We start from the raw sequence: 12,507 nt of genomic DNA, 5'->3' as shown, positions 1-12,507 counted from the left end.
TATGATATGGAGAAGAGACAGTACATACGAAAAGCTGTGATTCCGGCAGCAGGTTATGGAACACGCTTTCTTCCCGCAACAAAGGCGACACCAAAGGAAATGCTGCCCATTGTGGATAAACCGACCATCCAATACATCGTTGAGGAGGCTCTGGAAAGCGGAATTGAAGATATTTTGATTATCAGCGGGCATGGAAAGCGTGCCATTGAAGATCACTTTGATTCAGCACCGGCACTGGAACATGAACTTGCACGAAAAGGGAAGCAGGACCTCCTTGATGTCGTACGGGAAACAACGGATGTAAATGTTCACTATGTACGCCAGAAATATATGCGTGGTCTTGGCGATGCAATTCTTTGTGCGCGGAGTTTTGTCGGCGACGAGCCTTTTGCTGTCCTTCTGGGTGATGACGTTGTCTATCATCCGGAGCGTTCCGCGCTGCGGCAGCTGATCGACATCTATGAAGAGACGGGGGGATCTGTCCTTGGCTGTCAGATCGTATCGGATGAGCAGGTATCTTCCTATGGTATTGTTGGGGGAGAGACCCTTGAAAACCGCCGCCTGATGCGTGTTTCCGACATGGTGGAGAAGCCGTCTCTTGAGGAGGCCCCCAGTCGTATGGCCGTACTTGGCCGTTATATCATACGGCCGGAGATTTTTTCCATCCTTGGTGAGACAAAGCCGGGGAAGGGCGGGGAAATCCAGCTGACAGATGCGCTCAAAGTACTTGCACAGCGCGAGGCTGTCTATGCTTATGATTTTGAGGGAAAGCGATATGATTTAGGAGATAAGCTTGGCTTCTTGGAAGCAACGGTTGAGTTTGCTCTTCGGCGCCCAGATCTCGGAGGTCCTTTTCAAGCCTATCTTAAAAAAATCGTAGACACGATGTGAGGCGATTCTATTGCAGAAAGAAAATCAAGCGAATCTGGCTCTTGCACTCAGTGTGATCGGTGCGGCCGTGACGGCTGGAAAAGGCGGGGACTTTCTCTTTGCAGGCGTGGTTCATCACGGCTTTTTAGCTGCAACAGTGGGCGGACTGGCAGATTGGTTTGCAGTGAAGGCAATTTTTGGACGTCCACTCGGCATATCACATCGAACAGATATACTTCGCCGCAACCGAGCACGCATTATGGAGTCGCTTGTAAAATTTTCATCGGATGATTTGCTTAGCAAAGAGAACATCATGGATGTTGTCGAGCGTGAAAACATAGGCGCACTTCTTGCAGAGTATTTAGAACACCGGGGGGGGCGTGAAAGGCTGGTTGAGGCGGCTGTCGATATCCTTCGGCATGTTGCGGCCGACATTGACAGCCGGCGTATCTCGAAAGAACTGAGCCCCTATGTCATGCAGGCACTTCATGCACTGCCCCTGGAGGACAGCTTTGCTGAACTCTTCGATGTTCTGAGAGAAGAACCCCATACAGACCGCATTTTCAATATGCTGATCCGTATGGGGCTTGCATTGGTTCATACACAGATATTTCAAGACATGCTCCATGAGAATATCGCCTCCATACGGAAGGAGTATGAAGGTGACGGTATGGTGCGTGCTTTTGTTTTATCTTTTTTTGATGATGAGATGATTGGAAGATGGATGACAACGCGCTTGGAAGAGATCCTGCAGTCTGCCATGAACCCCTCGGATCAGCGCCATATAGATGGTGTCCGGGCACTTTCTTCTTTTTTTGCCTCCATGCAGAAAGATGCGCCCTTGTATGAAGCACTTCATCGTTATAAAATCTACCTCATCAAGAAGATTGACATAGAAAGTATTCTGGCAGACTTTGTTGAACAGCGCGTGAAGAACAATCATCCCTTTTGGGTTCCCTACGTCAGAGAGATTTTGAATGAAAAAATGGATCTGTTTATTCATTCGGATGGCTGGAGAAGTCGTGCAGATCGATGGATGAAAAATTTGGCTGCCGGAGAAGTAGAAAAGCATCACGATATGATAGCCGCATTTATCCGTGATTATCTGAATCAAAAATCGGATGATGAACTCGTTTCTTTTATCGAGCGAAAGGTGCGAACAGATCTGCAGATGATTCGGATCAATGGGGCAATCGTCGGTGCACTTGTCGGCATGCTTCTGTCAGTTGTAGTGACGATGGCAGAAAGGGTGTGGGGGATATGATTGGAGTCAATAAGGCAGATGCGGCTCTTGCAGGTTCCTTCCTTGCATTTCTTGCTTCTTTATATCTGCACTTGCAGTTTCCAAATGCCCTTTGGGCCGATGGCCTACTGACCGTCAGCGAAGCCGCTCTTGTCGGAGGAGCTGCGGACTGGTTTGCTGTCACTGCGCTCTTTCGTAAGCCGCTGGGATTTCCGTATCATACAGCGATTTTACCGCGGCGGCGGGACAGTTTCATTCAATCAATTGTTATTATGGTGCAAAAAGAGTTCTTTTCCCGGCGTAAGATATTTCGCCATATGGAAAAAATTCATTTAATTCCTATGCTCCAGGAATATCTGCAGCGAAAGGAAACGGAAGAGCAGCTGACGGGAATGGTCCTGCATTTTATTCGGGCGTCTTTTCTTCGTAAAAATAATAAAAAGATGATTGCTTACCTGTCCATGCGTCTGAAGGCCCTTCTGCTGAGAGAAAATCCCTTAGAACTTATGCATCGATTTGCTTTGCTCGCAGGTTCAAATGGCTGGAACAAAAGAGCTCTTATGCGTATTTCTTCTCTTCTTGTAAGCGAAGTGTCAACAGAGGAAACAAGGACCTCGATTCGAGATGCGCTTGCACAGTTGGAATATGAGAAAATTGGTGATGGTTTTTTATCACATCTCCTTGAAGCAACAAATACGGTCAATCTGGATGAGGGGGCTGAACTGATTCAGCGTCATACATGCAATGTGCTGAAAGAACTCGGAAGAGAGAACTCCTCTTTGCAGAATAATACCCTTGCACTTATCCATGACTGCTTGTCGGACCTTCGCAGAGATGAAGAGGTGATTCATCTGATCGGTGAGCTGCAGGAAAAAATTGCTCAGGAACTTCCAATCGACGAGACTCTTGCACGTCTCTTCCAAGGGCTTCGAAAACACTTCCAGATGGATTTGAGCCGTGAAGTAGATCCGATCGAAGAGCATATGCCTGCGTTCTATCTGCAGCTGCGCAATATTCTCCATGTCGAATATCAGCATATGCTTTCACTGGTTCAGTCTCGGCAGGAACTCCAGAAGATTATAGCGAAGGTATTGTACGATCTGCTGGCACGTTCTGCGCTCCACGCCCAGACGCTGGTTGGCGTTGTTGTCGGTAATGTGTTGTCGCGGCTTACAGATGAAGAACTCAATCATTTGATTTACAATAAAGTGGAGCAGGATTTGCTTTGGATTCGGATCAATGGATCTCTTGTCGGCGGATGCATAGGTCTGCTTCTCTTTATTTGTACGAACGTCCTATAAATTTAGATAAAGTACATCAGTGTTTCGCTGCTTTCTTCGTGAATGAGTGCAGTAAGAAGCCCTTCTAGGGTAATGGCGTTCAACGTCTCAAAGATATTTTTATCAAGCTGGTCAAAGAGTTCCCGAGCGAGAACATGATTGAGCTGATCCATTTTCTCGGAGACCGTTCCAGTCTTTTCGATCAGGGAAATTTCGATCGAGGATAGGATCTCGTAAGCTGTAATCTCGCGTGGATGCCGAGAAAGCTGATAGCCGCCCTGAGAGCCTTTGATCGAGTTGACAAGCTTGCTGCGCTTCAATAGAGAAAACACCTGCTCTAAATATATTTTAGAAATTCCAAGGTGTTCTGAGATACTGATGATGGTAACAGGGGAGGAGGATTCATAGCTGCGTGCAAGAACAATCATAGCAGCCAGTCCATAGCGCCCCTTTGCAGAGATTTTCATAAAAACAGCCTCTTTTCATAAAGCATATCTTTTATATCAATATAATATGTTAAAGAGGGAGAAATGTCAAATAAAAATCCCTTCTTCGTAAGAAGAAGGGATTTTATATGCGTAAATATTAATATTAACGCTTCGAGAACTGAGAAGCCTTACGTGCCTTTTTGAGACCGTACTTACGACGTTCCTTCTCGCGCGGATCGCGTGTGACGAAGCCTGCTTTCTTGAGAGCAGGACGAAGCTCCGCATCCATCTCCATCAGCGCGCGGGTAATGCCGTGGCGAATTGCACCGGCCTGACCGGATGCACCGCCGCCGGATACATTGGCAATAACATCGTATTTATCAACCGTTTCGGTCAGATTGAGAGGCTGACGAACGATCAATTCGAGCGTCTTGAGCCCAAAGTACTCTGCCATTTCACGGCCGTTGATTGTAACCTTGCCGTCGCCGGGAACGAGACGAACACGAGCGACTGAAGTCTTGCGGCGGCCTGTGCCGTAATATGTGACTTGTGCCATCGAACAGATTCCTCCTTTTATGAAACTCAGCGAATATTAAACGCCAGCGGTTCAGGCTTCTGTGCTGCATGGGGATGCTCGGGACCAACGTAAACGTTGAGTTTGCGGAAGATCTGTGCTCCGAGGCTGTTCTTCGGAAGCATGCCCTTTACAGCGTGTTCAATGACACGGGTCGGGAAGCGCTCGAGCATCTGACCGGCAGTCGTAAAGGTCGTGCCGCCCTGATAACCGGAATGACGGAAATAGGTCTTGTCCGTCAGCTTCTTTCCCGTGAACTTCACTTTCTCAGCATTGATGACAATAACATAGTCACCGGTATCGACATGCGGTGTGTAGATGGGCTTGTTCTTGCCGCGCAGAACCTTTGCAATCTCTGCCGCAAGACGACCGACCGTCTGATTCTCAGCATCTACAACGTACCACTTGCGCTCAACATCGGCGGCTTTTGCCATAACCGTGGTTTTCACGTAATTCCCCCCTAGAGAGTAAGAGATTTCAATTATTATGAGTTGATGCGATATGCACTCACGTCTCCGGGGCTAATGGATACATGAAAAAATATCACACGTCGCTATTCTATGAAATTTTAGGCAGAATGTCAAGAAATTTTATCCATTGCCTGTTTGACTTTTTCAGCAATTCCGTGCATCTTTCTGCTCGGAACAGAGCAGGCCGCAATGCGCACACCCATCTTCAAGGGAACTGCAAAGATGAGATCCTCGTGCAGCTGGTCGCAGACCGCCTGGGGATTTGCAGCCGGAATGGCGAGGAAGAAGCCTCCCTTGTAGGGGAGAGCGGGAAGACCGCACGCTGCTGCCTCTTTCATAAATATGTCGCCGCGCTCTTGCACCAGATGATAAAGTGCATCGCGCTCTGCCTCATAGGAGGCATATGCCGCACTGTCCTGCTGAATCCGCGTCAGGAGTGTCATGGCCCCGCGGTTGATATTCGACCATGTTGCGCGAGCCGCATACTTGCTGATTTCGCTGAACTCATCAATGACTCCCTTGTTGGAAGACAGAGCGATGAGGGCGCCGCAGCGCTGCCCATAGAATGTATATGCCTTGGACATTGAGAATGCAAAGAGCGTCAGGATGTTTTCCGGAAGATTTGCAAACTTGCGCATAAACTTGCGGGTCTCAAACTTTTCACCAGCAAAGTCAATGTAGGCAATATCGACGAGCAGCTGGATTTTCTTTCCCTCTTTTGCATGTTTCTTTATCGTCTCCAACACATGATCCCAATCCTCCAAGGAAAGGCTGTATCCGGTCGGGTTGTGCGCCGGGGTATTCAGGATGATGAGCAGACTCTCCTGCGTCTGGAAGAGTCTGTCCACAGATGCAGCAAAGGCCTTGTTGTTAAAATTATTTTCCTCATCGAAGAGCTGGAAATTCGTCACAGAGCATCCAAGCTCCTGACAAATGACGTTGTAGGTCCCCCAGAACCAATCAGAGGTGAGAACCTGATCTCCTCTTTCGACGTAGTCGTCTACGGCCGTACGAAGCGCGCCCGTACCGCCGGCAGTTGCAATGGCTCCCAGAAAGCCATCCGGCCGGTTCCCGGCAAAGGTGATGTCAATTGCGGCTTCCAGATACTCGGGAAGTCCGGCAATCGGCGCATATGCAATGTAGTCCTCAATAGGAAGCGAGCGAAATACGCGCTCAACGGTGGGAAGATGTGCCAGTTTTCCTGCGTCGTCCATTACGGCGCCGATGGTTGCGTTTACGACATTCTCTTCACCGTGCACTGCAGCTGCTGTGCGGCATGCCGCTGCGGCACCGAAAATTGCATCTTTTAGTATTCGCGAAGCCGCGTGTGATGCTGCCATCTGAATAGCCATTATGAATACGCTCTCCTTTTCTCTGAATCCACTGATTAAATGAATATCAGCAATTCTGTCATTAACACGTAATGATGATAGTGCTTTCTGAGACTGGTGTCCATTATTTTAACCGGTGTATACAGGTATTCTTCGTGTTGTAATTATGTTTCGTCATGGAAGAATTCATCGTGGATCATGTTGACTGCGTCTTTGACGCTTCCGCCTTTGATGAGGCATGAGATGCTGATCTCGGACGTGCTGATGATCTCGATGTTGATTTCTGCACGGGAAAGAGCGCCGAACATGCGGGCCGCAATTCCCGGGTTGCCGAGCATGCCTGCGCCGACAATGGAAATCTTTGCTACATCATTGTCAATGGCGACTGCGGACGCTTTGGTCTCTGCAGAGATGCCTTCCACAACCTGACGCGCCTCTTCTGCGTCAATGGAGGCAACCGTAAAGACCATATCCGTCATGTTGGACTCTGCACTGCGAATGCTCTGTACAATCATGTCTACGTCAATATTTGCATCGGCAAGTGCGGAGAAGATCCTATGTGCGACTCCCGGGGTATTCGACACACCCAGAACTGTGATCTTGGATACGTGCTCGTCGTGTGTAACGCCGCGAATGATAAAGGACTTTTCTTCCACAGTGTATTCCTCCCTAATGATGGTTCCCGGTTCCGAAGTAAAAGTAGAGCGGACGTGGATGGGAATGCCGTAAAGCTGTCCCATCTCCACAGAGCGCGGCTGCATGACACCAGCGCCAAGACGCGCCATTTCAAGCATTTCATTGTACGTAATTTCACACATTCGGCGTGCACCCTTAGCAATGCGAGGATCTGCCGAGTAAATACCGTCCACATCGGTGTAGATTTCGCAGGTGTCGGCCGCAATTGCTCCGGCAATCGCAACAGCCGAGGTGTCTGAACCGCCGCGTCCTAAAGTGACCGGATTTCCCTCTGCATCCGTACCCTGAAAGCCTGCAATCACAACAATGTTGCCCTTGCCCAGTTCCTCATGAACACGGGATGGATGGATTCCGAGAATACGGCCCTTTGTGTGTGCGTCATCTGTTCGCATGCCTGCCATTGCGCCGGTGAGGGAGACGGCCGGCTGTCCCATTGACCGGAAGGCCATGGCAAGGAGCGCAATGGAGATCTGTTCACCCGTAGTCATCAGCATATCCATTTCGCGGGCGTACTGATAGGGGTTCTCGACTACTTCGCCTGCGAGTGAGATGAGGTCATCTGTTGTGTCACCCATGGCAGAGACTACCATGACAATACGATCGTCGGGGGCTTTCTCACTTAGAATACGTTTTGCTACATTTTTGATCTTTTCAGGCGTTGCCACAGAGCTTCCGCCAAATTTTTTCACAATTAATGCCATATAATGTCCCCCTATGGATTGATATAATTCCCATACTGGTGAATTGCTGAACCATTATACTCGAAAAATGAGGCAGTGTCCAGTAAAGACCATACGCGCAGGAGTACAGGACAAAAAACATGACCCCATCTCAGGTAGTGGGATGAGGTCATAGAATGATTGAGTTGCTGATATAATCGGAAACTTATTTGTTTTGGTTGATGAGAGCTTGAATTTCCAATGCCTTGCCGTCGGAGCCGAGAACCTCTTTGATCTTATGTGTGACGAGGTCTTTGATATAGCTGCGGCCAATGGTCAAATACTGACGCGGATCAAAATGGGACGGCTCTTTCTTGAAGTGTTCACGGATGCCTGCCGTCATCGCAAGACGAAGATCGGAGTCAATATTGATCTTGCAGACGGAGGACTTTGCCGCACGTCGCAGCTGATCCTCAGGAATACCGACAGCGTCCGGCATGTGGCCGCCGTTCTCATTGATGATCTTCACGTACTTTGGAATAACGGAGGAGGCGCCGTGGAGAACAATGGGGAAGCCGGGAATGCGTTTCTCAATCTCTTCCAGAATATCAAAACGAAGCGGCGGGGGAACAAGAACGCCGTCTGCGTTGCGTGTGCACTGATCGGGGGTAAACTTAAATGCGCCGTGCGAGGTGCCGATGGCGATGGCGAGGGAGTCGACCCCCGTCTTTTCAACAAAGTCCTGTACTTCCTCAGGCTTGGTGTAGGATGCATCCTCTGCAGATACATTAACGTCGTCCTCGATGCCGGCAAGCTGGCCAAGTTCTGCCTCGACAACGACGCCGTGCGCGTGCGCATATTCTGCAACACGCTTTGCAAGAGCGACATTCTCATCGTAAGGAAGATGAGAACCGTCAATCATAACAGAGGTAAAGCCACCGTCGATGCAGGATTTGCAAATATCGAAGTCTGCACCATGATCGAGATGCAGCGCGATGGGGATATCATTGATTTCAAGAGCGGCTTTTACGAGGTGAACCAGATACTCGTGGCGAGCATACTTGCGCGCACCTGCGGAAACCTGCAGAATCAGAGGAGACTTGAGTTCGCCAGCAGCATCCGTAATGCCCTGAACGATCTCCATGTTGTTGACGTTGAAAGCGCCGATGGCATATCCGCCGTCATAGGCTTTCTTAAACATTTCCTTTGTTCCGACGAGTGGCATGTGATTACCCCCTAATAAAAAGCTAAAAAATCCTATGAGTATTCTCATTATATCATAGATCATTTACGGAAGATACCGCTTTTTGAAATTTCCAAGCTGTTCTGTTATAATGAGTGGACCAATTTGTAAAGGCGGGTGCGTTGCGTGCAGTTAAAGCGCTTGGAAGCGTATGGGTTCAAGTCATTCGCCGAGCGGATTGTGGTTCAGTTTGACCGTGGGATTACTGCCGTTGTGGGCCCCAATGGCAGCGGAAAAAGCAACATTACAGATGCGGTTCGCTGGGTCCTTGGCGAACAGAACATCCGCATGCTGCGCGGACTGCGCTCTGAGGACATCATCTTTTCCGGTTCTGCAGCACGGCGTGCGCTCAGCGTCGCTGAAGTTGTATTGGTTTTTGATAATAGAGATAAGACACTTCCGATTGATTATGATGAGGTTGTTGTTAAGCGACGTCTCTATCGGAATGGCGACAGTGAGATATATCTGAATGACTCGCGCTGTCGCATCAAGGACATCTATCAGCTCTTTGCAGATACGGGGATTGGGCATGACGGCATGAGCATTATCGGACAAAACCGATTGAATGACATTCTTGACAGCCGTCCGGAGGACCGCCGCGTTTTTTTTGAGGAAACGGCAGGTATCACGAAGTATCGCACGCGGAAGCAGGAAGCCCTCCGGAAATTGCGTGAAAACGAGGGAGATCTCGTGCGCCTCGGCGATATTATGTGTGCGCATAGAGAGGAATTGGAGCCGCTCTCCATACAGGCAGAAAAGACAATGCAGTTCCGCAAGCTTGATGAGGAGCGGCGGCAGTATCTGCTCGTGGCACTGGTGCAGCAATATGATCAACTCATCCGGGAACAGGAGTCGATCACCCAGGCACTGAATGTGCATCGAGATGAAGAGGCTCGTGAAATACGGGAACGTATGGATGCGGAGGAGAAAAGGGGGGCGATCGAGGAAAATATCGCATCGATTGACCTTCGTCTGCAAGCAGAAGAGCAGGAGAGCCGCAGACTGCAGAACAATCTTGACACGCTCCGACAGGAAGCCGCTCTTATCAAAGGCCAGCAGGATCAGAGGCATCGCAGGCAAGAGGACATTGAGCGTATGCTTCAGGCAGCTTCTTCTAAAATTCATGCGACAGCGCAGGAGATTGCCCAACTCGATGCTCTTCTGGCGCAAAAGAGACTTGAAATTCAGGATAAAAAAACGGAACAGGAGGTGGTGAGAACAGAATCTGAGCGCCTGCATAAGCTGCTGCTAAATGGGGAATACCAGCTGGCGCAGCAGGAGCGTTCGCGTATTGCTGTACAGCATGTATTGGCACGGCTGCGTGAGGAACTTGCAGTTGCTTTGAATACTGTACGTACAGGTGATGAGGATCGGCGGCAGCAGAAGGAAGAATATGAGCGCCGACGCGGTCTTCTTGCAGACGTACAGAACGAACTTGAAAGTAAACTGAGGCAGATTGATCTTACTGCAGAAGAACTGCAGAACATATCGCAGGAAAGAGATTGCCTCCGAATGGCTGCAGAGGATCTTCGCAAAACAATCGAACACGGGGAGGCAGCACTTCGGACAACGGATCTGGAACGCACACGTATTCGCCAAACGCTTGATTTTCAGCAGCGTGTGCAGGATAGCTATGAGGGCTTTGGGAGAGATGTGCAGACCGTTCTTCAGGCGGCGGAAGGCTGGAGGAACGGCATTGCCGGGACGGTTGCCGATCTCATCAGCATTCCTGAGCGTTATCTTTTGGCGATTGATGTGGCGCTTGGCGGGAGTGTGCGAAATATTGTCACAGAGGATACGGATACGGCAAAAGCGGCGATATCTTATTTGAAGCGGAAAAACGGGGGACGTGTTACCTTTCTGCCGTTGACGACAATTACGGTGCGCCGTCCGCGTGAAATTGATCAGCGCTGCTGCCAAGGCGTCATTGGCTGGGCAAATACACTTGTCCAAGCAGAAGGCCGTTTTCAAAAGGTTATCGATCATTTGCTTGCACAGACTCTCGTGATGGAGACATTGGATGAAGCTCTGATTATGGCGAAGCAGGAGGGGTATCGTCTCCGTATTGTGACGCTGACAGGGGAACTTTTGAACCCGGGCGGGTCGCTCTCTGGCGGAGGCCGCAGCAAGCAAAAGACCACATTATTGAATCGGCGTACGGAAATCGACGCGATGAGCAGGGAACTGCATGCCTGTGAGGAAGCATATAGGGAGCAAAGTTCCGCCTTAGAGGAGCAAAGAACCTTGCTCAAGGAATCAAATGTGAAATATGCGGAGCACAAGGAGACGGCCAATCGTCTCGCGCAGACGCTCATGGAGGAGCGCGGAAAATGCGATGTATTAAGAGAACGTATATCTGATCAGACGAAAATGATTCATGCGATGGAGCAGGCAGAAGAGACTCGCCTTGCTCATGGTGCAAAGATGGTGCAAAGGCGTACGCAAATTGAGCGCCATACGGCGCAGTGTGAGGAACATGAGATGCGTTTCGCACAGGCCATTGTACAGCTGAATGAGCGATGCGCAGGACTGCGTTCTGCCGGCAGAGAGCAGGAAGAGCATCTGCATGAGTTGGACATTTCCTTGGCAGCTCTATCCGCTGAGATTGAAACGCGAGAACGAAACAGAAACTCCCGTGAGCTCGATCATGCAGAGGCAGAAAAATCTCTGAGAGATATTACAGAACAGCGCGAGCAGCTTGCGGATGAACTGCAAAAAGATGAGGTACGGCTCTCTGAACTCGAAAGCGACATTGCAGATCTGGATGCGTTATATCAAGATCGTGAAAAGAGCAGTGCCGTGCTGAGAGACCAGCGCCTGGCACATGAGGCCGAGGCCCGTGTGCTGGATGTTGCTGTCCGAAACAGCGTCGCAAAAATTGAGGCTGTTCGTGCAAAGCAGCATGAATATGATAAGCGTTTGGAACGGACGCTCATACGCATGGAGGACTGTCGCGGGAGCATCCTGTCTGATTTCGGGCTGACGCCGGAGAGTGCTGCCGCACAGGTGCAGGCTGTAGAACAGGAATTTTTGGACGAACGTCTGTGTTTCTTGGAGAATGCAATCAATGGCCTCGGTGCTGTAAACCCCAATGCTGTTGAGGAGTATGAGGAGAAGAAAAAGCGATATGAGTCGGAAGAGGCTCAGATACAGGATCTAAAGGCAGCAAAACAGGATATTGAACACATCATTCGGAAGATTGATGAGGATATGACACACAGATTTCGTGATGCATTCCATCAGATTCAGGAATACTTCAACGAGATATTTGTGCGCCTCTTTGGTGGAGGTGTTGCAGAATTGCGCCTGACGGACAAAGAGGATATACTAAGCAGCGGTGTTGAGATCCTTGTGACTTTGCCGGAAAAGAAGCGGCAGAATCTGTCTGCTCTTTCCGGCGGGGAGCGGGCACTCACAGTTATTGCACTGCTTTTCTCCTTCTTGCGGTATCGACCCTCGCCGTTTTCTATTTTGGATGAGATTGATGCGGCGCTGGATGAGGCAAATGTGTCCCGTTTTGGAGAGTTTCTGCAGGAGTTCGCAAAGGATACGCAGTTCATTGTGGTTACGCACCGCAAGGGGACGATGCGTGCAGCCGATACCATGTATGGCGTTACTGTAGAGGATGCAGGGGTCTCAAAGGTCCTGTCCATTCGCCTGAAGGATTATGAATCGGAACAGAGTGCCTGATCCACAGACAGAAAGGAGTTTAG

The 12,507-nt window shown here is 49.6% G+C and carries 10 protein-coding genes; 4 read left to right on the top strand and 6 right to left on the bottom strand.

All coding sequences use genetic code 11. The annotated features are described in order from the left end of the window. Positions 1 to 6: 6 nt before the first annotated feature. From galU to HMPREF7545_RS03375, 3 genes are read left to right on the top strand one after another with little or no spacing between them, the layout of a single operon-like run. Positions 7 to 891 (top strand): UTP--glucose-1-phosphate uridylyltransferase GalU, encoded by an 885-nt coding sequence (galU, locus tag HMPREF7545_RS03385; RefSeq protein ID WP_006694275.1) that lies wholly within the window; start codon positions 7 to 9, stop codon positions 889 to 891. Between the two features lie 10 nt (positions 892 to 901). Further along, complete coding sequence (locus HMPREF7545_RS03380) at positions 902 to 2,134, top strand: DUF445 domain-containing protein (protein WP_006694274.1); 1,233 nt, start codon at positions 902 to 904, stop codon at positions 2,132 to 2,134. Continuing rightward, positions 2,131 to 3,414, top strand: a complete 1,284-nt coding sequence (locus HMPREF7545_RS03375; RefSeq protein WP_006694273.1) for a DUF445 family protein — start codon at positions 2,131 to 2,133, stop codon at positions 3,412 to 3,414. The genes HMPREF7545_RS03380 and HMPREF7545_RS03375 overlap by 4 nt, the downstream gene beginning before the upstream one ends. Before the next feature lie 2 nt (positions 3,415 to 3,416). On the opposite strand, the gene HMPREF7545_RS03370 is transcribed toward HMPREF7545_RS03375, so the two are convergent. The 6 genes from HMPREF7545_RS03370 to fba form a co-directional block, all read right to left on the bottom strand. Continuing rightward, positions 3,417 to 3,860 (bottom strand): RrF2 family transcriptional regulator, encoded by a 444-nt coding sequence (locus HMPREF7545_RS03370; protein ID WP_006694272.1) that lies wholly within the window; start codon positions 3,858 to 3,860, stop codon positions 3,417 to 3,419. A 124-nt stretch (positions 3,861 to 3,984) separates the two neighbouring features. Continuing rightward, entirely contained in the window at positions 3,985 to 4,377 is a 393-nt protein-coding gene (rpsI, locus tag HMPREF7545_RS03365; protein WP_006694271.1) for a 30S ribosomal protein S9, read from the bottom strand. A gap of 26 nt (positions 4,378 to 4,403) precedes the next feature. Continuing rightward, entirely contained in the window at positions 4,404 to 4,829 is a 426-nt protein-coding gene (rplM, locus tag HMPREF7545_RS03360; protein ID WP_006694270.1) for a 50S ribosomal protein L13, read from the bottom strand. A 146-nt stretch (positions 4,830 to 4,975) separates the two neighbouring features. Next, positions 4,976 to 6,217, bottom strand: coding sequence for an aminotransferase class I/II-fold pyridoxal phosphate-dependent enzyme (locus tag HMPREF7545_RS03355; protein WP_006694269.1), 1,242 nt, complete (start codon positions 6,215 to 6,217; stop codon positions 4,976 to 4,978). A 143-nt stretch (positions 6,218 to 6,360) separates the two neighbouring features. Beyond that, a complete protein-coding gene (locus HMPREF7545_RS03350) occupies positions 6,361 to 7,593 on the bottom strand; it encodes an aspartate kinase (RefSeq protein WP_006694268.1) in 1,233 nt (410 codons plus the stop codon). 184 nt (positions 7,594 to 7,777) lie between these two features. Further along, positions 7,778 to 8,776, bottom strand: a complete 999-nt coding sequence (gene fba, locus HMPREF7545_RS03345; RefSeq protein ID WP_006696083.1) for a class II fructose-1,6-bisphosphate aldolase — start codon at positions 8,774 to 8,776, stop codon at positions 7,778 to 7,780. Positions 8,777 to 8,920: 144 nt separating this feature from the next. On the opposite strand from fba, the gene smc reads away from it, so the two are divergent. Then, the gene (gene smc, locus HMPREF7545_RS03340) at positions 8,921 to 12,484 is read left to right on the top strand and encodes a chromosome segregation protein SMC (RefSeq protein ID WP_006694266.1); all 3,564 of its coding nucleotides are present in this window, start codon (positions 8,921 to 8,923) and stop codon (positions 12,482 to 12,484) included. Positions 12,485 to 12,507: the final 23 nt, after the last annotated feature.

Source organism: Centipeda noxia ATCC 43541, assembly GCF_000160555.1.
GTDB classification, from domain to species: Bacteria; Bacillota; Negativicutes; order Selenomonadales; family Selenomonadaceae; genus Centipeda; species Centipeda noxia.
This window is presented reverse-complemented; position numbering and strand designations above follow the sequence as displayed.

What these genes read in the sequence shown, in the direction of transcription:
- HMPREF7545_RS03370 (WP_006694272.1), bottom strand. Translation starts at nt 3,860, where the DNA reads ATGAAAATCTCTGCAAAGGGGCGCTATGGACTGGCTGCTATGATTGTT.
- HMPREF7545_RS03375 (WP_006694273.1), top strand. Translation starts at nt 2,131, where the DNA reads ATGATTGGAGTCAATAAGGCAGATGCGGCTCTTGCAGGTTCCTTCCTT.
- rplM (WP_006694270.1), bottom strand. Translation starts at nt 4,829, where the DNA reads ATGGCAAAAGCCGCCGATGTTGAGCGCAAGTGGTACGTTGTAGATGCT.
- fba (WP_006696083.1), bottom strand. Translation starts at nt 8,776, where the DNA reads ATGCCACTCGTCGGAACAAAGGAAATGTTTAAGAAAGCCTATGACGGC.
- HMPREF7545_RS03350 (WP_006694268.1), bottom strand. Translation starts at nt 7,593, where the DNA reads ATGGCATTAATTGTGAAAAAATTTGGCGGAAGCTCTGTGGCAACGCCT.
- rpsI (WP_006694271.1), bottom strand. Translation starts at nt 4,377, where the DNA reads ATGGCACAAGTCACATATTACGGCACAGGCCGCCGCAAGACTTCAGTC.
- galU (WP_006694275.1), top strand. Translation starts at nt 7, where the DNA reads ATGGAGAAGAGACAGTACATACGAAAAGCTGTGATTCCGGCAGCAGGT.
- HMPREF7545_RS03355 (WP_006694269.1), bottom strand. Translation starts at nt 6,217, where the DNA reads ATGGCTATTCAGATGGCAGCATCACACGCGGCTTCGCGAATACTAAAA.